This is a genomic window from Pseudomonas fluorescens, from assembly GCF_002837185.1.
GTDB lineage: Bacteria > Pseudomonadota > Gammaproteobacteria > Pseudomonadales > Pseudomonadaceae > Aquipseudomonas > Aquipseudomonas fluorescens_AM.
Genome location: NZ_KZ477985.1, coordinates 119,378 through 140,938, shown reverse-complemented (window position 1 = coordinate 140,938; position 21,561 = coordinate 119,378). Strand labels below are relative to the sequence as shown.

The following is a 21,561-nucleotide window of genomic DNA, read 5'->3' as shown; positions in this document are numbered from 1 at the left end:
CATTTCGCGATCACATTTCGCTGACAGCCAGCAATGGCGTGCCACGCGTGAATGTGTTCGTCGACAGAAGAAAAAAGGAGTCCGCCTGTGGCTATTCGCTATGGCAAAGGGCTTATGGGAGCAGCGGTTGTCGTCGCGCTCCTGGCCCTGCTGGTCCATTGGATCGGCATCAACACGATCGAATTGTACCGCGACGATTTATTGTTTTACCTGCAAGCTCATTTGATTCTCGTCCTGGTCTCCATGCTGGCCGCCCTGATTGTGGGGATCCCCGCCGGTATCCTGCTCAGTCGACCGAACATGGTCGGGCGCGCAGAACGTTTCATGCAGATTTTCAACATCGGCAACACCGTCCCTCCCCTGGCCGTACTGGCCATCGCCCTCGGCGTCCTCGGCATCGGCAGCGGCCCGGCCATCTTCGCGTTGTTTCTCGCCTCTCTCCTGCCCATCGTGCGTAACACCTACGAAGGCCTGAAAAATGTGCAGGGCTCACTCAAGGAAGCCGCCACCGGCATCGGCATGACCCCGCGCCAGGTGCTGTTTCGCGTGGAATTGCCCAATGCCGTGCCGATCATCATCGGTGGTGTACGGGTGGCCCTGGCGATCAACGTCGGTACCGCGCCGCTGGCGTTCCTGATCGGTGCCAACAGCCTGGGCAGCCTGATCTTCCCCGGCATTGCCCTGAACAACCAGCCGCAACTGCTGCTCGGCGCCGCCTGCACCGCGCTGCTCGCATTGCTGCTTGATGGTCTGGTGACCATGGCCAGCCGCCTCTGGCTGGAACGCGGGTTACGTCCGTCTTGAGGCTTGGCCACGTTTTAGGCCTGAAACAGGAACTCACATGAAAACACTAAGCTTGATATTAGGCTGCGTCCTGCTGTTTGCAGGTACTGCGCAAGCCGCTGAAAAACCGGTGATTCGCATCGGCGCCCGGGTATTCACCGAACAGACCCTGCTGGCCGAAATCACCTCCCAATACCTGCGCACCAAGGGCTACGACGCCCGCGTGACCGGCGGCCTGGGCAGCAACCTGGCGCGCAGCGCCCAGGAAAGCGGGCAACTGGATCTGATCTGGGAATACACCGGCGTGTCGCTGGTGGCTTACAACCACATCGACGAGAAGCTCGACAGCGAACAGTCCTACGCACGGGTCAAGGAACTCGACGCGAAAAAGGGCCTGGTCTGGCTGTCGCCATCGCGCTTCAGCAACACCTACGCCCTGGCGTTGCCGGAGAAGGTTGCTCAGGAACATCCCGAGATCAACAGCATCAGCGATCTCACCCAAGCCATGGCCGAAGACGCCAAGGATTACCGCCTGGTCGCCCTGGACACCGAGTTCGCCAACCGCTCCGACGGTCTGGCGGGCATGGTCAAGCTCTACGAGATGAACCTGACGCGCAAGAACACTCGGCAGATGGACGCGGGCCTGGTCTACACCGCGTTGCGTAATGGCCAGGTGTTTGCCGGCCTGGTCTACACCACCGACGGTCGCCTGAACGCGTTCAAGTTGAAGCTGCTCGAAGACGACAAACACTACTTCCCGGACTACACCGCTGCCCCGGTGATCCGCCAGGAATACCTCGACCAGCACCCGCAACTGGCCGCCGAGCTCAAGCCTTTGGCCACGCTGTTCGACGACGAAACCATGCGCCAGCTCAATGCACGGGTCGACGTCGACCATGAAAGCCCGTCCGCCGTTGCCGCCGATTTCCTGCGCCAACATCCAATCAACTAACGAGGAGAAGACATGGAATTTTTGAACGCCTTTTCCCATCTTGATTGGGCCCAGGTCCTGCACCTGACCTGGCAGCACATCACCCTGGTCGGTATCGCTGTGATCCTCGCGATTGTCGTCGGTGTGCCCCTGGGCGTGCTGATGACCCGCTACCCGACACTCGCCGGCCCCTTGCAAGCCAGCGCCACGGTATTGCTCACAGTGCCCTCCATCGCCCTGTTCGGCCTGCTGCTGCCGTTCTACTCCAAGTTCGGCCAGGGCCTGGGGCCGATGCCGGCGATTACCGCCGTGTTCCTCTACTCCCTGCTGCCGATCATGCGTAATACCTACCTGGCGCTCACCGGTGTCGAGCCGGGCATTCGCGAGGCCGCCAAAGGTATCGGCATGACCTTCGGCCAGCGCCTGCGCATGGTCGAACTGCCGATTGCCGTACCGGTGATCCTCGCCGGCGTGCGCACCGCCGTGGTGATGAACATCGGTGTGATGACCATCGCCGCCACCATCGGCGCCGGTGGCCTGGGTGTACTTATTCTGGCTTCCATCAGCCGCAGCGACATGTCGATGCTGATTGTCGGCGCCGTGCTGGTCAGTCTCCTGGCCATCTTCGCCGACCTGCTTCTGCAATGGCTGCAACGCTCGCTGACTCCAAAAGGATTGCTCAAATGATCGAACTTCAAAACCTGTCCAAGACTTTTCAAAGCAACGGCAAGACTGTCACCGCCGTCAACGATGTAAGCCTGACCGTCAACGAAGGCGAAATTTGCGTATTCCTCGGTCCTTCGGGCTGCGGCAAGAGTACGACGCTGAAGATGATCAACCGTCTGATCAAGCCCTCCTCGGGCAAGATCCTGATCAACGGCGAAGACACCACCGACCTGGATGAAGTGACCCTGCGTCGCAATATCGGCTACGTGATCCAGCAGATCGGCCTGTTCCCGAACATGACCATCGAAGAAAACATCGTGGTGGTGCCCAAGCTGCTCGGCTGGGACAAGCAGAAATGCCACGACCGCGCCCGCGAACTGATGAGCATGATCAAGCTCGAACCCAAGCAGTACCTGCACCGCTACCCACGTGAGTTGTCGGGTGGCCAGCAACAGCGCATCGGTGTGATTCGCGCCCTGGCGGCCGATGCACCGTTGCTGCTGATGGATGAACCGTTCGGCGCGGTCGACCCGATCAACCGCGAGATGATCCAGAACGAGTTCTTCGAAATGCAGCGGGCGCTGAACAAGACCGTGATCATGGTCAGCCACGACATCGACGAGGCCATCAAGCTGGGCGACAAGATTGCGATCTTCCGCGCCGGCAAGCTGCTGCAGATCGACCATCCCGATACGCTGCTGGCGCACCCGGCGGACGAGTTTGTCAGCAACTTCGTCGGCCAGGACAGTACCCTCAAGCGCCTGTTGCTGGTGAAGGCCGAAGACGCGGCGGACAACGCGCCGTCGGTGAGCCCGGAAACCCCGGTGGCCGATGCGCTGGAGCTGATGGATGAGCACGACCGCCGCTATGTGGTGGTCACCTGCGCCGAGAACAAGGCGCTGGGCTATGTACGCCGTCGCGACCTGCACCGTCAGACCGGTACCTGCGGCCAGTACCTGCGCGAGTTCAACGCCACGGCCGCGTATGACGAGCACTTGCGCATCCTGCTGTCGCGCATGTACGAGTTCAACCGTTCATGGTTGCCGGTGATGGATGCCGAGCGGGTGTTCCTGGGTGAGGTGACCCAGGAGTCGATTGCCGAGTACCTGAGTTCCGGCAAGTCCCGTGGCGGCAAGACCAGCATCGTCTCCCCGGCCGAGACCGCCCTGGCCTGACCTGACGCGACACAGGTCAAAATGTGGGAGGGGGCTTGCCCCCGATGAGGGAGGGTCAGTTGATAACTATTTAACTGACCCACCGCTATCGGGGGCAAGCCCCCTCCCACATTTGCCCCACGGTGAGTCAGGGAAATGTCCTCAATTCCCACTCAGCGGGGAACATCAATCCGTCACACCGGTCGGTTACATAAGTAGCTGCACGGGGTCGCGCGACGAACGCGTGCAAAAACGCGACATTTTTAGTTGATCCCACGCCCGTCAAGCCCTAAAGTTCGCGCCGAACGTCCATGCTGGAAACGATCCATCCGGCTCAAGTACTGACGACGAGACAGCAAGGCCAAGGGACGCGTATCCCATGGCCTTTTTGCTTTCGGCGACATGCCTTGGGAAGTAGGCGAACCAAAGTGGGGATACGGAGGACGTTCATTTGCGCCCATTGATTAATACAGTTTGCCCTTAGGAGTTCCCAGCATGTCGATCAACGTCGAAGATTATTTCGCGCGCGCCACCTTTGACAAAATGAAGGCGTTCGCCGACAAACAGGAAACCCCGTTCGTGGTGATCGACACCGCGATGATCAGCCAGGCCTACGATGACCTGCGCGCCGGTTTCGAATTCGCCAAGGTGTATTACGCGGTCAAGGCCAACCCGGCCGTCGAGATCATCGACCTGTTGAAAGACAAGGGTTCGAGCTTCGACATCGCCTCGATCTACGAGCTGGACAAGGTCATGGACCGTGGCGTCAGCGCCGACCGTATCAGCTACGGCAACACCATCAAGAAATCCAAAGACATCCGCTACTTCTATGAGAAGGGCGTGCGTCTGTTCTCCACCGACTCCGAAGCCGACCTGCGCAACATCGCCAAGGCCGCGCCGGGCTCGAAAGTCTATGTGCGCATCCTCACCGAAGGCTCGACCACGGCCGACTGGCCTTTGTCGCGCAAGTTCGGCTGCCAGACCGACATGGCCATGGACCTGCTGATCCTCGCCCGTGACCTGGGCCTGGTGCCGTACGGCATCTCGTTCCACGTCGGTTCCCAGCAGCGCGACATCAGCGTGTGGGACGCGGCGATCGCCAAGGTCAAAGTGATCTTCGAGCGCCTGAAAGAAGAAGACGGCATCGAGTTGAAGCTGATCAACATGGGCGGTGGCTTCCCGGCCAACTACATCACCCGCACCAACAGCCTGGAAACCTACGCTGAAGAAATCATCCGCTTCCTCAAGGAAGACTTCGGTGACGACCTGCCGGAAATCATCCTGGAGCCGGGCCGTTCGTTGATCGCCAACGCCGGTATCCTGGTCAGCGAAGTGGTGCTGGTAGCGCGTAAGTCGCGTACCGCCGTCGAGCGTTGGGTATACACGGATGTGGGCAAGTTCTCCGGCCTGATCGAAACCATGGACGAAGCCATCAAGTTCCCGATCTGGACCGAGAAGAAAGGCGAGATGGAAGAAGTGGTCATCGCCGGCCCCACCTGCGACAGCGCCGACATCATGTACGAGAACTACAAGTACGGCCTGCCGCTGAACCTGGCGATTGGCGATCGTTTGTACTGGCTGTCGACCGGTGCCTACACCACCAGCTACAGCGCGGTTGAGTTCAATGGGTTTCCGCCGTTGAAATCGTTCTACGTGTAAGACGGCTGCAACTAAAAAGCCCATGACGTTTCATGGGCTTTTTTGTGCGTGCTCCGCAGTTTCAGCGCCCGGGACAGTGCCTGCACGGTGCGCGCGGCAGCTTGGCGGTTCACCACAGAGAGGAAGTCGTACAATCGAGCCAAGTCGGATAAGGCTTTACTTGTCCACTTCAGCGCCATCAGCGCGGAACCGGTAGCGGCGAGTCCATGCCCAGGCTATCGGCCCAGGCCTGCACTGCCTGGTGATCAATCACACGCCCCCCATCGGCAACTCACGGCATAATGCGCGCCGTGATACCTCTATCCAGCTAAGCGAGGCGCTTTGACGTGTTGAAGAAAACCCTGTTCCAGTTGCATTGGTTCTTCGGCATCACGGCCGGGCTGGTGCTGGCCTTGATGGGGATCACCGGGGCTGCTTACTCGTTCCAGGATGAAATCCTGCGCGCGCTCAACCCCACGGTACTGAACGTGCAGAAACGCGAAGCCGGCGTGCTGCCGCCCGCCGAGCTGGTGCGCAAGCTGGAAGCCGCCGAAGGCAAGCGCGTAGCCATGCTGTGGGTGGAAGACCACAGCGGCAAAGCCGCCCGCGTGTCCTTTACCCCGCCGCCTGGCGAGCAGCGTGGCCCGTTGCGTTACTTCGATCCGTATACCGGCGACTACCTGGGTGACGTCGTCGGCCAGGACGTATTCGGCTTCATCCTGCAGCTGCACCGCTTCCTCGCCATCGGCGAAACAGGCCGTAACATCACCGGCGCCTGCACCCTGATCCTGCTGTTTTTCTGCCTTTCCGGCCTGTACCTGCGCTGGCCGCGCCAGGTCAGGAACTGGCGTGTGTGGCTGACCCTGGACTGGCGTAAAAAGGGCCGCAGCTTCAATTGGGATTTGCACTCGGTGTTCGGCACCTGGTGCCTGCTGTTTTATCTGCTGGCAGCGCTGACCGGGCTGTTTTGGTCCTACGACTGGTACAGCCGTGGCGTGACCCAACTGCTGTCCGATGCGCCGCAGAACGAGCGCCTGCGCAAGCGCGGCCCGCCGCCCGCAGGCCCTGCGCCGGTGGCCAACTACGAGACCAACTACGAGGCCATCTGGAGCAGCATCTACAGCAACGCCGGCCCTGGCTTGAGCGCCTACAACATCCGCCTGCCAGCCGTCGCCGGGCAACCGGCCACCGTGTATTACCTGCTCGACAGCTCGCCCCATGACCGTGCGCTGAACCAGATCAACCTCGACCCGGTCACCGGCGAGGTCACGTCCCATGAGCGTTACGCCAGCAAGAGCCTCAAGGCGCAGTTGCTGACCAGTGTCTATGCGCTGCACACCGGCAGTTATTTCGGGCTGGTCGGGCGAATTGTGCTCACGGTGAGCGCGCTGCTCATGCCCTTGTTCTTTATCACCGGCTGGCTGCTGTACCTGGACCGTCGCCGCAAAAAACGCCAGGTGCGTGACGCGCGCAAAGGCCTGGTGGACAGCCACAGCGACGCACCGGCCTGGTTGATCGGCTTTGCCAGCCAGAGCGGCTTTGCCGAACAGTTGGCCTGGCAGACCGCCGGGCAATTGCAGGCCGCAGGGCTTGGGGTGAAGGTGCAGCCCCTGGGCAGCATCAGCCGCGATGACCTCAGCCAGGCGCAACAGGCGTTGTTCGTGGTCAGCACGTTCGGCGACGGCGAAGCGCCCGACAGCGCCCGTGGCTTTGAGCGCAGCGTGCTCGGCCAGGATCTGTCCCTCAAAGGCTTGAACTACTCGGTGCTGGCCCTGGGCGACCGCCAGTACGCGCACTTTTGCGGCTTTGCCCGACGCCTGAATTTCTGGCTGACCCATCAGGGCGGTAACCCGCTGTTTGCGCCGGTGGAAGTCGACAGCGGCGACACAGAGGCCTTGCTGACCTGGCAACAACAGCTCGGCCAGCTTACCGGACACGCGCCGGCGGCGGCCTGGCAGACGGCCCAGTTTGAACACTGGACCTTGAGTCACCGCACCCTGCTCAACCCTGACAGCGTCGGTGCCCCCGTGTACCTGTTGGGCCTCACGCCGCCCTCGCCCAGCGGTTGGCTGGCCGGTGACCTGGTGGAAATCCTGCCGCGCAATTGCCCGTGGGCCATCGCACATTTCCTTGACGGCTTGGGGTTGGTCGGCAGTGACGGTGTGCTGATCGACGGCGTAGCGCATACCCTCGATCAAGCCCTGGCCACGCGCCAGTTGCCGCACAACCGCACCCACCTGGTCGGCCTGCATGCCCAGGCACTGGTGGATGCGCTGGTGCCGCTGGGCATGCGCGAATACTCGATCGCCTCGATTGCCAGTGATGGCGTGCTGGAGCTGATCGTGCGCCAGGAGCGTCATCCGGACGGCAGCCTGGGCCTGGGCTCCGGTTGGCTGACTGAACACGCCGTCATCGGCTCGGGCATCAGCCTGCGTCTGCGCCGCAACAGCGGCTTCCATCTGCCCGATGCGCCAGTGCCGCTGATCCTGCTGGGCAACGGCACCGGGCTCGCCGGCCTGCGCAGCCTGCTCAAGGCGCGCATTGCCGACGGCCGGCAGCGTAACTGGCTGCTGTTCGGCGAACGCCATATCGCCCACGACTACCTGTGCCGGGAAGAACTGCAAGGCTGGCTGGCCAGTGGTGACCTGGCCCTGCTGGACCTGGCGTTCTCGCGGGATCAGGCGGAAAAAATCTACGTGCAGGATCGCCTGCGTGAGTCCGCCGATGTGCTGCGCAAATGGCTGGCCGATGGCGCGGCAATTTATGTATGCGGCAGTTTGCAGGGCATGGCCACGGGTGTGGACCAGGCGTTGGTGGACATCCTCGGCAGTGAAGCAGTGGAGCGCCTGATCGAACAAGGCCGCTATCGCCGGGATGTGTACTGATCCTTTACCGACACTGAAGACCAAATGTGGGAGGGGACTTGCCCCCGATAGCGGTCTGACAGTCATTGATCAATGACTGACCCACCGCCATCGGGGGCAAGCCCCCTCCCACAGTTTTAACCGCGTTCCAGGTCAAGCGGGCTGCAGTTTTTGCTCGAACACCGAGATGCCATCCAGATCGCGCAAAATAACGGTCAACTCCGCCGTCTGCCCATCAATCTGCACCTCGCCGAAAAACTGAAAACCGGCAAACGGCGAGGTGTTCTGCGCCGGTGGTGCCTTCTCGAACACCACCTCGGGTCCGAAGGTCTTGTCCAACGGATTGGGCCCGAAGCTCCCCGCATTCAACGGCCCCGCGACGAACTCCCAGAACGGTTCGAAATCCTGGAACGCCGCCCGATCCGGGTGATAGTGATGCGCCGCGCAGTAGTGCACGTCAGCGGTCAGCCATACGTGGTTGCGCACCTTGTGTGCGCGCAGGAACCCAAGCAGTTCGGCAATTTCCAGCTCACGCCCCTGGGCCGGGCCGGGATCGCCGTTGGCAATCGCTTCCCAGCGCGGCACGCCGGGGCTGACTTCACCGTCGGGCACGCCCAGGCCGATAGGCATGTCGGCTGCGACCACTTTCCACTGCGCCCGGAACGCCTTGAGTTCGCGCTTGAGCCAGTCCAGTTGCTCGCGGCCGAGGAAAGGCTTTTCGCCGCCCAGGTTGTCGTCGTTCGGGCCGCGATAACTGCGCATGTCCAGCACGAACACGTCCAGCAGCGGACCATAACCGAGCTTGCGATAAATCCGCCCGCCCGCGTCGGCGCTTTGCCGGCGCATCGGTGAATATTCCAGCCAGGCCTGGCGCGCACGGCCGACCAGGGTGTTGATGTCGCGAGTCTGGTAGCGCTCATCCAACTGTTTACTCGACGACCAGTTGTTGATCACTTCGTGGTCGTCCCACTGCCAGATCTGCGGCACCTCGGCATTGAAGCGGCGCACGTTTTCATCCAACAGGTTGTAGCGGTAATTGCCGCGGTATTCATCCAGGGTTTCGGCGACTTTGCTCTTGGCTTCGGTGGTGATGTTGCGCCAGATGCGTCCACCTTCGGTGGCCAGTTGCGCCGGTACCGGGCCGTCAGCGTAGATGGTGTCGCCACTGTGGATAAAAAAGTCCGGCAGGCGCAGGCGCATGGCTTCATAGATGCGCATGCCGCCGATGTCCGGGTTGATGCCGAAGCCTTGCCCGACGGTGTCGCCACTCCACACAAAACGGATGTCGCGCCGCTGTTGCGGCACGCTGCGCAGGTGGCCGAACCACGGCTCGCTGGCGATGCCGGTCTGGGCGTCTTCGAAATGCACGCGGTAGAAAATCGCCTGGTCGGCGGGCAACCCGGTGAGTTCGACGCGGGCGGTAAAATCGCTGCGGTTATCGGCCAGCGGCGAGACGAGTCGGCGTGGGTTGCTGAACACACTGCGGGTGTCCCACTCCACCACCATCCGCGCCGGGCGGTCGCTGCGGCTCCAGATCATTGCGCGGTCACCGAGCACATCGCCTGATTGCACACCGTCGGTGAGCAGCGGGCGGTCCTTGACCGACGCAATCACCGCCGGCGCCAGGCCCGGCAGCAGCAGGCCGGCACCGACAGCTTGCATCACGCGGCGACGTCCGAGATCGAACTGGCTCATGCGAGTGCCCTCTTGAGTATCAAAAGGGCCACTTAAGCATGGCCGGATGAAGCAGATATGACACCGCCCTTACCGCCAATGCAAATCCAAATGTGGGAGGGGGCTTGCCCCCGATGGCAGTGTGTCAGGCACCAGATGTACTGGCTGACACACCGCTATCGGGGGCAAGCCCCCTCCCACATTTTTTTACCGCATCAGGCAGTGACGGCCAACTCCGCCGCTTCCGGCCGCTTGATCAGCGCATACACCACACCGGTCAGCACACTGCCGGCTACAATCGCCAGCAGATACAGCAGCGCATGATTCATCGCATTCGGAATCACCAGCACAAACAACCCGCCGTGAGGCGCGGCCAGTTTGCAGCCGAAGTACATCGACAGCGCCCCCGTCAGCGCACCACCGGCAATGCTGGCCGGGATGACCCGCAGCGGGTCCTTGGCCGCAAACGGAATGGCGCCTTCGGAGATAAAGCACAGGCCGAGAATCATCGCGGCCTTGCCGGCTTCGCGTTCAGTCTGGGCGAACTTGCGCCGGGCCAGGAACGTCGCGATGCCCATGCCAATCGGCGGCACCATGCCGGCGGCCATGGTCGCAGCCATCGGCGCCCCGCTTGACGCCGCCAGCAGGCCGACGGAAAACGCATACGCCGCCTTGTTGATCGGGCCGCCCAGGTCGACGCACATCATGCCGCCCAACAGGATGCCCAACAGCACCGCGTTGGTGGTGCCCATGGTGCTGAGGAAATCCGTCAGCCCGGTCAGCAAGCGGGCCACCGGTGGGCCGACCAGATAGATCATGGCAAGGCCGGTGAACAAACTGGCCAGCAACGGGATGATCAGGATCGGCTTGAGCGCCTCCAGGCTTTGCGGCAAGCGCACCGCCCGCGAGATCAGCTTGACGCTGTAGCCGGCCAGGAAACCGGCGAAGATCCCGCCAATGAACCCGGCACCCAGCGTGCCCGCCAGCAGGCCGCCGATCATGCCTGGCGCGAGGCCGGGACGATCGGCAATCGAGTAGGCGATGTAGCCCGCGAGCAACGGCACCATCAGCATGAACGCCTGGTCGCCGACGGTTTTCAGCGCCGCCGCCAGGGTGCCTTTTTCCTCGAAGGCATGGATGCCGAACACAAAGGACAACGCAATCAACAAACCGCCCGCCACCACCATCGGCAGCATGAACGACACCCCGGTGAGCAGGTGTTTGTACACGCCGGTTTTCTCCGACTTGGCCACTGCGCCGCTGCCGGCGCTTTCCACCGCGCCTTCGGCCAGCGCCTTGTTGAGGGTGGCTTCCGATTGCTTGAGGGCAATGCCGGTGCCGCAGCGGTAGATTTTCTTGCCGGCAAAGCGCTCGGTGGCGACTTCGATATCCGCCGCCAGCAGCACCACGTCGGCATCGGCGATGGCCTGCGGACTCAGCGGCGTGCGCGCACCGACCGAGCCCTGGGTCTCGACCTGCAAGTCGTAGCCCAGGCGCTTGGCGGTCTGCTGCAAGGCCTCGGCGGCCATGAATGTATGGGCAACGCCGGTCGGGCAAGCGGTAATCGCGACTATGCGCGGGGCCTTCCCAGCCGGCGCCTCGGTCGCCACATACACCTGCGCCTCCTCGGCGCCCCGACGCAACACCGCGTCGACATCCGCCAGCGCCTGGGCCGGCGTGCTCTGGAACACCCGTTTGCCGACAAAACGGTGCATATCCACCGGCGTGCTGCTGACCAGCAGCACCCATTCGGCGTCATCGAGGGTCGCCTGGGACAACTGGCTGTCCGGGCGTTGCACGTCCACCACTTCGACCCTGGTGCTCCAGCCCTGGCGCTGTGCGGCGGCGTCCAGCAAGCGCGCGCACAGCACACTGGTGACCATGCCGTTCGGGCAGGCGGTAACAATGGCTAACTTCATCACAAACCCTCTTATTGTTCTGTCAGCGTGCGCACATCGACGCCGCCTTCGAGGCGCGCCAACTGCGCGTCATCGCTGATGCCGAAACCGATTTGCGTCACCGCCATCGCGGCAATTGCCGTGGCGCGGCGCAGGGTCTGCTCGGGCGCTTCGTCGCGCAGCAGGCCGTGGAGCATGCCCGCCAGCAGCGAGTCGCCGGCGCCTACGGTGCTGGCAACCGTCACCCTGGGCGGCGTGGCCTGCACGGTCGCACCCGAGCTGTACCAGCTCACGCCGGCAGCACCGTCCGAGACCACCACATGTTCCACACCCTGTTGATGCAACTGACTGATGGCATCCGTGGCGTTATCCAAGGCCTGGGCAAGCTCTTCAGTATTGGGCTTGACCATCCAGGGGCCTGCCTTCAAGCCGGCGCGCAAGGCTTCGCCGCTGGTGTCCAGGGCCACTTTCAAACCGAGGTTTTTCAATTGCTCGATCAGGGCCTGAAACCATTGTGGGCTCACGCCACGCGGCAAGCTGCCGGCGACCACCACCGCATCGAATTCGGGGCCGACGAGCGTGATCATCTTGAGCAGTTCTTCCTGCGCCTGCGCGCTCACCAACGGCCCCGGAGCATTGATGTCGGTGACCCGGCCATCCTGCTCGGCAATCTTGATATTGCTGCGGGTTTCGCCCGGCACGCGGATGAACGAATCGCCAAACCCACGGCTGGCGATCAGCGCCTCGAACGCCTGGGGGTTATCCGCGCCGAGAAAGCCGCCCACACTGACCTCGTGGCCGAGGTCCGCCAGCACCTGCGCCACGTTCACGCCCTTGCCGGCGGCATGGGTGATGAGCGTTTCGCTGCGGTTGACTGCACCGGGTTCCAGGCGCGCCAGGCGTACCGTGAGGTCCAACGCCGGATTCAGCGTCAGGGTCAAAATCCTTGCCATTTACACGGCCTCCACTAGAGCACGTACTTCGGCGGGCGAACCCACCGCGAGTGCCTGTTGCGCCAGGCCCTGGGCCTGGCTCAGGCTGAATTCACGCACCCGCGCCTTCACTTCGGGGATGCTGCGCGCCGACACGCTCAACTCGTCCACACCCAAGCCAATCAGCACCGGCACCGCCAGCGGGTCCGCCGCCAGCTCACCGCACACGCCGACCCATTTGCCATGGGCATGGGCGGCACGCACGGTGATGTCGATCAGTTGCAGCACGGCCGGGTGCAGGCCATCGGCCTGGGCCGACAGCGTCGGGTGCCCACGGTCGATGGCCAGGGTGTATTGGGTCAGGTCGTTGGTGCCGACGCTGAAAAAGTCGACTTCCCGGGCGAGTACCGGCGCCAGCAGCGCGGCCGAAGGCACTTCGATCATGATCCCCAGTTGCAGGTCGGCCACCGGGATTTCCAGGCGCAGACGCTCGGTCATGTCGCGGGCCGCGCGCCATTCATCCACGCTGCCGACCATGGGGAACATGATGCGCAACGGCCGGCTGTCTGCCGAACGCAACAGCGCGCGCAGTTGCGCTTCCATGATCTGCGGGCGTTGCAGGGTCAGGCGAATGCCGCGCACACCGAGGAACGGGTTTTCTTCCTCGGCAATCGGCCAGTACGGCAGCGGTTTATCGCCGCCCACGTCGAGGGTGCGCACCACCAGCGGGCGCCCGTCGAGGCCGTCGAGTACGCGCCGGTATTCGGCTTCCTGGGTGGCTTCGTCCGGGGCTTGGGGGTGGGCCATGAAAATCAGCTCGGTGCGTAACAGGCCGATGCCCTCGGCGCCCTGCTCCACCGCCGCGGCCACTCCGGCGCTTTCGCCGATATTGGCGAACACTTCCACCGCGTGGCCGTCGCGGGTCAGCGCCGGTTCATGGCGTTGTGCGGAGGCGGCTTGCAGGCGTTGTTCGCGGGTGTCGCGCTCAACGGTCGCGCGTTGCAGGGTGGCGGCATCGGGGTCGACGTGCAGGCGGCCGCGCTGGCCATCGAGCAACAAGGGTGTACCGGCGCTCAACAGCAATACCGCCGCGCCGGCCCCGACCAGCGCGGGAATGCCAAGCGCGCGGGCGACGATGGCGCTGTGGGCCGTGGCGCCGCCACGGGCCGTGAGGATGCCGGCGACACGGGCCGGGTCCAGGCGCGCAACGTCCGAAGGACCGACTTCGTCCATCACCAGAATGTAGGGCTCATTGGGCTCCTGCGCGGTGTCGACACCACACAGTTGCGCCAGTACGCGGCGACCGATGTCGCGCAGGTCGGCGGCGCGCTCGGCAAGCAGGGCATCCTGCAACGACTCCTGCTGCCTGGCGGCCGCTTCGATCACGCTCATCCAGGCCGCTTCGGCGCTTTCGCCTTGCTTGAGGCGGGTGTCGACTTCGTCGGTAAGCTCCGGGTCGTCGAGCATTTCCTGGTGGGTGATGAAGATCTCGCGAATCGCCTTGGACTGGCTGCGTTCGATCAGGCCCTCGATATCGCGACGAACATCACTCAGCGCAGCCTGCAGGCGTTGGCGCTCGACACCGCAGGACTCACCGCGCAGTGGATAGTCGAAGACCTGTTGCACCTGGATATGCGCGGGGCCGATGGCGATACCGGGCGCGGCGGCAATTGCCTGGATCTGGCTACCGGACAGCGGCGCGCTGATGACTGGCTCGATGTCGACGGTGGCGGGCTGGGCGCTGACGGTCGGCAACGGCTCGACCTCTTCGCCCAGGCCTTCTTCAATCGCGGTCAACAGGGCTGGCAGCGCATCGCCAGCGATCGCCGGCTCAGCGACGAATTCCAGCACCTGGCCACGCCGCGCGCCGAGGCTCAACAGCTTGCTCAGGCTTTTAACCGACACCGCACCGACCGGGCCATCGACAATGCGCACGCGAATATCGCCGTCGAAACTTTTCGCCAGTTGCGCGAGGATCTTCGCCGGGCGTGCATGCAGGCCGTGGGCGTTGGCCAGGGTGATGCGGGCACTGGGCCAGTCGGGCGGCAGTTCGCCACCCAGCACTTCAAGCACGGCACGGCTGCTGGTGGCGCGGCCCAATTCCTGGCCGCGCCCTTCGATCAGCAAGGCACACAGGCGCTCGAGCAACGCCTGATGCGCTTCGCCCAGGCTGGCCAGGCAGAACAGGCCATTGAGCGGCTGGCCCAGATAGCGCATGGGTTTGTCCGGCGTGACGAACGCCAGGCCCGGGCGCTTGACCGTCTGCTCGCTGTGCAACCACCACAGGCCATCGCCCAGGGGCAGTGCATCGACTTGCTGCAACACGGCGGCAAACCCGTTGCTCACGCAATCGGCCTGGCGTAACAGGCGCGCGCCTCGCCACACCAGTTCCTCGAAATCATCGGCCGACACGCCGAGGCTGATCATCTGTGCATCCAGTGCCAGTTCCTGCGGCGCGCCTTGCAGCAGTTTCAGCAACGCCTCGGCGGAACCGGCGCGGCGCAGCGCCTGGCCGAGGTCGGTCTCACCCAGGGCGCGGGTCAGCAATTGCAGCAGGCGCAAGTGTTCATCGGATTTGGCGGCAATCCCGATCGCCAGGTACACGACCTGGCCGTCGCCCCAGTCCACGCCTTCGGGAAACTGCAACAGACGCACGCCAGTGGAAAATACCTGGTCGCGGGTTTCCGGGGTGCCGTGAGGAATGGCGATGCCTTGGCCAAGAAAGGTCGAGCCTTGGGCTTCACGGGCTTGCAAGCCACTGAGATAACCCTCGGCAACCAGGCCATCGGCCACCAGTTTTTCAGCGAGCAGGTGCAAGGCCGCAGATTTATCCACTGCCACCTGGCCCATGGATATCTGCTCTACAGTGAGCTCGAGCATGCCGTTCTCCTAGTTAGTGCGAGGTGCGCACTAGGTATTGTTTTGAATAAATCAGCTTAGCGGTGTTCAAAATTAACTGACTGAGCGGTCAGTTGGCAGTAGCCACTCAGCGGCGAACATCGTAAAAATACCCTTGCTGAAACGTTTAATCTAGAATTTATGGCAGATTACGCGTTAATTGCGCAAGCTTGAAGGGCCACTCGGCGCCTGCTGTGGGACATTGGTCGTATGCTGGAATCGGTTACGATTGGACAAAATGTCGGGGCACGCTCAAAAAAACAAGGAAACCCGGTTTGAAACTCAGTGATATCGCACGTCTGGCCGGTGTGTCCGTGACCACCGCCAGCTATGTCATCAATGGCAAGGCCGAACAGCAACGTATCAGCAACGCGACGGTGGAGCGGGTGCGGGCCGTGGTCCAGGCCCACGGGTTTACGCCTAACCCCCAAGCGGCCGGATTGCGCAGCCGGCACACGCGCACCCTGGGCTTTATCCTGCCGGACCTGGAGAACCCCAGTTACGCACGCATTGCCAAGTTGCTCGAACAAGGCGCACGGGCGCGCGGCTATCAATTGCTGATCGCCAGCTCCGACGATGAAGCTGACAGCGAGCGCCAGTTGCTGCAACTGTTCCGCGCGCGGCGCTGCGATGCGCTGTTCGTTGCCAGCTGCCTGCCAGCCGAGGATGACAGCTATCGCGAACTGCAGGCCAAAGGCTTGCCGGTGATCGCTATCGACCGGGTCATGGAGTCCAGCCAGTTCTGTTCGGTGGTCAGCGACGACCGTCAAGCCTGTCACCAGCTTACCCGCAGCCTGCTGCAACCGTTGCCCAAGCAAATCGCGCTGATCGGCGCACATCCGGAGCTGAGCATCAGCCAGGAACGTGCCGCGGGTTTCCGTGAAGCCCTGCAAGGCTTTACCGGTGAGGTGATCATCGAACAGGGCGAAGCCTTCAGCCGCGACTGCGGGCGACAGCTGATGGAGCAATTACTGCAGCGCCTGGGGCATCTGCCTGACGCTCTGGTGACCACGTCCTACGTGCTGCTGCAAGGCGTGTTTGACGCCCTTCACGACTTCCCGCTCAAATCTCGGCCACTGCGCCTGGGCACCTTCGGCGATACGCAGTTGCTGGACTTCCTGCCGCTGCCGGTCAACGCCATGGCCCAGCAGCATCAACTGATCGCCGACACCGCCCTGCGCCTGGCCCTGGCGGCCATTGAAGAAGAACATTACCAGCCCGGTGTGCACGGCATCAGCCGGACCTTCAAGCAGCGTATTCACGAGGCCTGAGCGTGGAGCTGATCGACACCCACACCCACCTGGATTTCGCGGACTTCGACGATGATCGTCCGCAGGTCCTCGCCCACAGCCGTCAACTCGGTGTGCGGCGCATGGTGGTGCTCGGGGTTTATCAGCGCAATTGGCAGCGGTTGTGGGATCTGGTGGTGGAGGATGAAGGCTTGTTCGCCGCTTTCGGCCTGCACCCGGTGTATCTGGATGAGCATCGCCCTGCCGACCTGCTGGAATTGGGCGACTGGCTGGCGCGCCTGCAGGGCCACCGGCAACTGTGCGCCGTGGGTGAAATCGGCCTGGATTACTTTCTTGAACACCTGGACCGTGAGCGCCAGCAAGCGCTGTTCGAAGCCCAGTTGAAACTCGCGGTGGATTTCGCCCTGCCGGCCTTGCTCCACGTACGCCGCAGTCACGCGGCGGTGATCGCCACGCTCAAGCGCATTCACCTGCCGCGTGGCGGCATTATTCATGCGTTCGCCGGCAGCCGGGAAGAAGCCCGCGAGTACATCAAGCTCGGCTTCAAGCTGGGCCTGGGCGGTGCCGCCACCTGGCCGCAGGCCTTGCGCATGCACAAGGTGCTGGCTCAATTGCCGCTGGAAGCCGTGGTGCTGGAGACGGACGCGCCGGATATGGCCCCCGCCATGTACCCGGGCCGGCGCAACAGCCCACACCACTTGCCGGCTATCTGCAGCGCCCTGGCCGAGCGGATGGGCATCAGCGCTTCACGGCTGGCTGAGGCGAGCACACGCAACGCGTGCGAGCTGTTCAAGTGGTAACCGGCTGACGGCTTGCAGGTTCAAGGTCATCCTTCGCCGATGACGCACGTAGCGCAGCACCAGGAAGTGGATCAACAGCGTCGTCAACGAAATGTTGAATTGCCCGATCACACTGAGCAGTCCCAGCCACTCTGCAAACAGCGCCACCAGGAGGGTCGCGCACGTCAGCATGATCATGCCGGGCGGCACCAGCGCCCATTGGTCCAGGGCACGAAATCGACGCAGCTGTTTTCGACAACACAGCTGCAGGCACGCATGGCAATAGGTACAGACAAAGGGCTCGTCGATGGCAATGGCGTTCAGTTGCCAGGGTTTGAGTTCAAACGTCATGTCGCAGTGGGCGCAATGCCCTTTGATGCCGATGACAGCGGCCATCGCCGTGCCTCCTTGAGACCGTGACCAGATGATACAAATTCCACCTATTCACGGCGCATTGAAAGGCCATCAGCGAAATCAGGACAAGTGCCACGCCCTACCGAGTTAAATCCCACCGAGAGTTCCTACACGCGAAACGCGCCAATCAATAGCTTCAATTGAGTGACCTGCTGCGACAGCTGATGGCTGGCCGCTTCGGTCTGGTCGGCGCCCTGGGCGGCGTGCTCACCCGCACGATTGATCGCGACGATATTCTGATCGATCTCGTGGGCGACGGCCGTTTGCTGCTCCACGGCGGCGGCGATCTGCTGGTTCTGATCGACGATCATTCCTACCGCACCGAGAATATTCTCCAAGGCTTGCTGGACTTCTTCGGACTGCCCTACCGTGCCATTGGCCATGTCATGGCTGGCGCCCATGGCCTTGACCGCTGCGCCGACGCCACTGTGCAGGCGCGCGATCATCTGCTCGATTTCTTCGGTGGACTGCTGCGTACGCCGCGCCAGCGTACGCACCTCGTCGGCCACTACGGCAAAACCGCGCCCCTGCTCACCGGCGCGCGCGGCCTCGATCGCCGCGTTGAGTGCCAGCAAATTGGTTTGCCCGGCGATGCTTTTGATGACGTCCAACACGCTGCTGATGGACTGGCTGTCGACAGCCAACTGGTTGATCACCCGCACCGACTCATCGATCTCCGACGCCAGGCGCGCGATGCTGCCTTGCTGGGACTGCACCAGTCCGCGGCCGTTGACGGTTTCATCGTTGACACTGTGGGCGCTGCTGACAGCGGCTGCGGCGCTGCGCGCCACCTCTTGGGCGGTGGATGACATCTGGTTCATCGCTGTGGCCACTTGCTCGATCTGGCTGCGCTGGCCGGACACCGCCTGGTTGCTCTGTGCCGAGACCGCCTGGACTTGCCCGGCTTGCAGCTCGACCTGGCCGACCGTGTGCCCGACGCGCTCGATCAGGTCGTGGATCTTGGCCACGGTGCCATTGAATACCTGGCCCAGATCCCCCAGTTCATCGCGACTTTCTGCAACGAAACTGACCGTCATATCGCCGGCCGCCACTTTATCCATCATCGCCCCAAGGCTGCGCAAGGTCGCGCGCGTGGAAGCATAGAAGCCTGCATACAAATAGAAAATCAGCGCAAATACCGCCACCAGCGCCGTGACCAACAGCATCATGTGCAGGCGCTTTTGCGCCAGGCGTTGTTCCAGTTGCTGCTTGAGGAATGCCAGGGAGGCGTCATCGAGTTGATAGGTCTTGGCCATCAGTTGACTGACGTCGTCATAAAAGCCCTGCCACGGTGTGTCCAGGGTTTCAGCCACCACCACCCGTTCTTCGAACAATTCAGCGCCCTGCTTGAGGCTGGCCTGGCTGGCTTGCGCTACGGTATCAAGCGCCGCCTGCGCGGCACTGCTGGCGCCGAGCGCATCCTGCAGCTTCAAGCCGTATTCGCCCTGGAGTTTTTCCAATTGCTGCAGCAGCTCGTCAAAGCGTGTGCTGGAAGATGAATTGATAAAGCCCTGGCCCAGGGAGTACGCGCCCATCGCACGCCCTTCCCCGAGCAACTGCGTAACGTGTGGGGTGACGGCGGTGATCAGTTCGCTGAGTTGGCGCAGATCGCTCTGCGAATCTCGGCTCAAGCCGGATTGACTGGCGATGATCTGGCTGAGTATCTGGGCCTGGTTGAGCAATTTGCCGATCAATGCAGTTTTGTTGAGCAGTGACGTTTCCTGTTGCTGAGCCTTGAACGCAGCGATCAGCTCATCACGCTTGGCATCGAAAGCTGCAACCTGTTCGGGCTGGGTCGCCATCGCGCTGAGTCCCTGCACACGGCCGAGCACACTCTGCTCCAGGGCGCCGATCCTGGCTTCAAGGTCGCCGGCCTTGCCGGACTGGCCGAGGGTCGCGTTGATCTGCACCTGGTTATTGAGTGCTTCCAGCTCGCGACGCACCACCAGGCTGCTGCCCAGCAGATCGAGGCTCTGCAGCTCAATACGGGTGCCCTGGAACTCAGCCCAGGCGTCACGCACCAGAAAATAGTTGGTCGCCAGCATCGGCAGCAGGAACAGCACGCTGATCAGACTGAACTTCAGGCCGAAACTCAGGCGATTCATCAACGCGACGGCGGGATAGAGCAAGCGCTTCACAGGTGATCTCCCTTACTTTTATTTTTATTGAGGCGCAGGGCGGCGGCAGATAGCCACTATTTGGCATTCTGTCTGTATAGCTCAATTTGAAGGGGAGTTTTGTAACGTAAGGTTAACGGCAGGGGGTGCCCCTGCCGGCTGTCTCAGGGCAACACCGTCCAGATTGCAAAACCGGCATACCACAGCACCGCCGCACGCAGCAGCAATTCCCACAGCTGATCAAGACTGGTGATACCTTCGGCGCCCACCACCGGAGGCGGTATCTGCGCAGCGGCCAGGCCGACTTTTTCCACCAGCTGTGCAGCGCTGATATCCCAACTGAGCAATTCGTGGAGCATGACCCGGCTGACCCCGACAAAATTGCCCACCAGGGCAAAGCTCGCCGCCAGCAGGCGCACCGGCAGCCAGTCAAAGGCGTGGCGCATGTGCGTGGCGCGTTCGGCCACCAGGGGATTCTGGCTGTGCTCACTGGCCAGCGCCAGCAGGCGATAGGCCAGAGCGGCCACCGGGCCCAGCAGGAAATACCAGAAAATCACCGCGAAAAAGCTCTGGTACGCCTGCCACAGCAAATGGCCTTGAACCCGCTCGAGCAGTTGCTCGCCACTGTCGGCACCCAGGTTCAGGTCACGTTCGGCCACATGCTCGGCGGCTTGCAGATCACCCCGCCGCCAGGCATCACGAAACGGCCCCAACGCGGCCAACAGATCGCCACGGCCCAGGCTGTAGATCACCACCAGCACATGCACCGGCAACGCCAACAAACCATAGGCCACGGGCTCCAGCACCAGCAGCAACAAGCCCAGCAGCGCCACGGGCAGCACCACCAGCGCCAGCAGGATCAGCCAGGGCCGCTTGGCCATGCGCGGGCTCGATTCAAGCCTGGCCAGCTCGCGCAGCCAGCCGCCGTCGCGCTGCAACCGCTGGCGCAAGGCCGAGAACTTCTCGATCCACACTGCCAGTACCAGCACCAGAAAACTCATAGTTTGTGTCCTCCATCCTGCAGCGCGCTACGAAAGCGCTTCCAATCAAAAGCCGGGCCCGGATCGGTTTTGCGGCCTGGGGCGATGTCGCTGTGACCGCAGATACGCTGGGGGGTAATCGCAGGGTAAGCTGGGAGCAACTGGCGCGTCAGCTCAATCAGCGCCTGGTACTGGGCGTCGGTGAACGGCAGATCGTCTGTGCCTTCCAGCTCGATTCCCAACGAAAAGTCGTTGCAGGTATCCCGGCCTTCAAAGCTGGAAACGCCCGCATGCCAGGCCCGGTCCTGGCACGCCACAAACTGCGTCACTGCACCGTCGCGTTCAATCAGAAAATGCGCAGAAACCCGTAGGTGGACGATCCCCTCAAAGTAGGCGTGTTCCGTTACATCCAGGCGATTCTGGAAAAACTCATGCACTTTACCGGTGGCAAACTGCGCCGGGGGCAAGCTGATGTTATGTATCACCAACAACGATACCTCGCCTGCCGGGCGCTCGTTGAAGTTGGGCGAAGGGCAATGACGAATGCCCTCGAACCAACCGCTGACGGGGTCCAACTGCATAC

Annotated in this window: 16 protein-coding genes and 2 pseudogenes; 8 read left to right on the top strand and 10 right to left on the bottom strand. The window is 62.6% G+C overall.

Annotated features, from left to right (window positions below; genetic code table 11):
- Nucleotides 1-51 precede the first annotated feature (51 nt).
- The 5 genes from CIB54_RS00720 (at nucleotide 52) to CIB54_RS00700 (ending at nucleotide 5,193) form a co-directional block, all read left to right on the top strand.
- Nucleotides 52-804, top strand: coding sequence for an ABC transporter permease (locus CIB54_RS00720; RefSeq protein WP_370671691.1), 753 nt, complete (start codon nucleotides 52-54; stop codon nucleotides 802-804).
- Nucleotides 805-841: 37 nt separating this feature from the next.
- Nucleotides 842-1,735, top strand: a complete 894-nt coding sequence (locus tag CIB54_RS00715) for a glycine betaine ABC transporter substrate-binding protein (protein WP_101218216.1) — start codon at nucleotides 842-844, stop codon at nucleotides 1,733-1,735.
- A 12-nt stretch (nucleotides 1,736-1,747) separates the two neighbouring features.
- Complete coding sequence (locus CIB54_RS00710; RefSeq protein WP_057726112.1) at nucleotides 1,748-2,401, top strand: ABC transporter permease; 654 nt, start codon at nucleotides 1,748-1,750, stop codon at nucleotides 2,399-2,401.
- Nucleotides 2,398-3,555, top strand: coding sequence for an osmoprotectant ABC transporter ATP-binding protein OsmV (locus CIB54_RS00705; RefSeq protein WP_005784718.1), 1,158 nt, complete (start codon nucleotides 2,398-2,400; stop codon nucleotides 3,553-3,555). Before CIB54_RS00710 ends, CIB54_RS00705 begins: the two co-directional genes overlap by 4 nt.
- A gap of 474 nt (nucleotides 3,556-4,029) precedes the next feature.
- Nucleotides 4,030-5,193, top strand: a complete 1,164-nt coding sequence (locus CIB54_RS00700; RefSeq protein WP_003188470.1) for a type III PLP-dependent enzyme — start codon at nucleotides 4,030-4,032, stop codon at nucleotides 5,191-5,193.
- Nucleotides 5,194-5,258: 65 nt separating this feature from the next.
- Here the strand turns inward: CIB54_RS00700 and CIB54_RS00695 are convergent.
- Nucleotides 5,259-5,372: pseudogene (locus CIB54_RS00695) on the bottom strand (type II toxin-antitoxin system RelE/ParE family toxin); the annotation flags it as partial.
- Nucleotides 5,372-5,458: pseudogene (locus tag CIB54_RS00690) on the bottom strand (CopG family transcriptional regulator); the annotation flags it as partial. The pseudogenes CIB54_RS00690 and CIB54_RS00695, both read right to left, overlap by 1 nt.
- A 61-nt stretch (nucleotides 5,459-5,519) precedes the next feature.
- On the opposite strand from CIB54_RS00690, the gene CIB54_RS00685 reads away from it, so the two are divergent.
- Nucleotides 5,520-8,057, top strand: coding sequence for a PepSY domain-containing protein (locus CIB54_RS00685; RefSeq protein WP_101218215.1), 2,538 nt, complete (start codon nucleotides 5,520-5,522; stop codon nucleotides 8,055-8,057).
- A 132-nt stretch (nucleotides 8,058-8,189) separates the two neighbouring features.
- Here CIB54_RS00685 and CIB54_RS00680 read toward each other — a convergent pair whose 3' ends face one another.
- The 4 genes from CIB54_RS00680 to ptsP form a co-directional block, all read right to left on the bottom strand.
- Nucleotides 8,190-9,731, bottom strand: coding sequence for an alkaline phosphatase D family protein (locus CIB54_RS00680; RefSeq protein WP_101218214.1), 1,542 nt, complete (start codon nucleotides 9,729-9,731; stop codon nucleotides 8,190-8,192).
- A 194-nt stretch (nucleotides 9,732-9,925) separates the two neighbouring features.
- Nucleotides 9,926-11,629, bottom strand: coding sequence for a PTS fructose-like transporter subunit IIB (locus CIB54_RS00670; RefSeq protein ID WP_101218212.1), 1,704 nt, complete (start codon nucleotides 11,627-11,629; stop codon nucleotides 9,926-9,928).
- A gap of 11 nt (nucleotides 11,630-11,640) precedes the next feature.
- Nucleotides 11,641-12,561, bottom strand: a complete 921-nt coding sequence (pfkB, locus tag CIB54_RS00665; protein ID WP_101218211.1) for a 1-phosphofructokinase — start codon at nucleotides 12,559-12,561, stop codon at nucleotides 11,641-11,643.
- On the bottom strand, nucleotides 12,562-15,420 hold the full coding sequence (gene ptsP / locus CIB54_RS00660) for a phosphoenolpyruvate--protein phosphotransferase (protein ID WP_101218210.1): 2,859 nt from the start codon (nucleotides 15,418-15,420) through the stop codon (nucleotides 12,562-12,564).
- 293 nt (nucleotides 15,421-15,713) lie between these two features.
- Here ptsP and cra point away from each other — a divergent pair, with 293 nt between their 5' ends.
- A complete protein-coding gene (cra, locus tag CIB54_RS00655) occupies nucleotides 15,714-16,709 on the top strand; it encodes a catabolite repressor/activator (RefSeq protein ID WP_065950664.1) in 996 nt (331 codons plus the stop codon).
- A 2-nt stretch (nucleotides 16,710-16,711) separates the two neighbouring features.
- Nucleotides 16,712-17,488: a TatD family hydrolase gene (locus CIB54_RS00650; protein WP_065950663.1), complete on the top strand. Its 777-nt coding sequence runs from the start codon at nucleotides 16,712-16,714 to the stop codon at nucleotides 17,486-17,488.
- Here CIB54_RS00650 and CIB54_RS00645 read toward each other — a convergent pair.
- The 4 genes from CIB54_RS00645 to ampD all read right to left on the bottom strand — a co-directional run bounded on the left by CIB54_RS00645 (nucleotide 17,435) and on the right by ampD (nucleotide 21,559).
- Entirely contained in the window at nucleotides 17,435-17,863 is a 429-nt protein-coding gene (locus CIB54_RS00645; protein ID WP_065950662.1) for a hypothetical protein, read from the bottom strand. The two genes, CIB54_RS00650 and CIB54_RS00645, sit on opposite strands and share 54 nt — an antisense overlap.
- A 125-nt stretch (nucleotides 17,864-17,988) precedes the next feature.
- A complete protein-coding gene (locus tag CIB54_RS27915; RefSeq protein ID WP_420094151.1) occupies nucleotides 17,989-18,693 on the bottom strand; it encodes a methyl-accepting chemotaxis protein in 705 nt (234 codons plus the stop codon).
- A 1,469-nt stretch (nucleotides 18,694-20,162) separates the two neighbouring features.
- Nucleotides 20,163-20,999, bottom strand: a complete 837-nt coding sequence (ampE, locus tag CIB54_RS00635) for a regulatory signaling modulator protein AmpE (protein WP_065950660.1) — start codon at nucleotides 20,997-20,999, stop codon at nucleotides 20,163-20,165.
- Entirely contained in the window at nucleotides 20,996-21,559 is a 564-nt protein-coding gene (ampD, locus tag CIB54_RS00630; protein ID WP_065950659.1) for a 1,6-anhydro-N-acetylmuramyl-L-alanine amidase AmpD, read from the bottom strand. Before ampD ends, ampE begins: the two co-directional genes overlap by 4 nt.
- Nucleotides 21,560-21,561: the final 2 nt, after the last annotated feature.

Excerpts from the sequence above, each read along its gene's own strand:
- CIB54_RS00720 (WP_370671691.1), top strand. The coding sequence starts at position 52 with ATGTGTTCGTCGACAGAAGAAAAAAGGAGTCCGCCTGTGGCTATTCGC.
- CIB54_RS00715 (WP_101218216.1), top strand. The coding sequence starts at position 842 with ATGAAAACACTAAGCTTGATATTAGGCTGCGTCCTGCTGTTTGCAGGT.
- CIB54_RS00710 (WP_057726112.1), top strand. The coding sequence starts at position 1,748 with ATGGAATTTTTGAACGCCTTTTCCCATCTTGATTGGGCCCAGGTCCTG.
- CIB54_RS00705 (WP_005784718.1), top strand. The coding sequence starts at position 2,398 with ATGATCGAACTTCAAAACCTGTCCAAGACTTTTCAAAGCAACGGCAAG.
- CIB54_RS00700 (WP_003188470.1), top strand. The coding sequence starts at position 4,030 with ATGTCGATCAACGTCGAAGATTATTTCGCGCGCGCCACCTTTGACAAA.
- CIB54_RS00680 (WP_101218214.1), bottom strand. The coding sequence starts at position 9,731 with ATGAGCCAGTTCGATCTCGGACGTCGCCGCGTGATGCAAGCTGTCGGT.
- CIB54_RS00670 (WP_101218212.1), bottom strand. The coding sequence starts at position 11,629 with ATGAAGTTAGCCATTGTTACCGCCTGCCCGAACGGCATGGTCACCAGT.
- pfkB (WP_101218211.1), bottom strand. The coding sequence starts at position 12,561 with ATGGCAAGGATTTTGACCCTGACGCTGAATCCGGCGTTGGACCTCACG.
- ptsP (WP_101218210.1), bottom strand. The coding sequence starts at position 15,420 with ATGCTCGAGCTCACTGTAGAGCAGATATCCATGGGCCAGGTGGCAGTG.
- CIB54_RS00645 (WP_065950662.1), bottom strand. The coding sequence starts at position 17,863 with ATGGCCGCTGTCATCGGCATCAAAGGGCATTGCGCCCACTGCGACATG.
- CIB54_RS27915 (WP_420094151.1), bottom strand. The coding sequence starts at position 18,693 with ATGTCATCCACCGCCCAAGAGGTGGCGCGCAGCGCCGCAGCCGCTGTC.
- ampE (WP_065950660.1), bottom strand. The coding sequence starts at position 20,999 with ATGAGTTTTCTGGTGCTGGTACTGGCAGTGTGGATCGAGAAGTTCTCG.
- ampD (WP_065950659.1), bottom strand. The coding sequence starts at position 21,559 with ATGCAGTTGGACCCCGTCAGCGGTTGGTTCGAGGGCATTCGTCATTGC.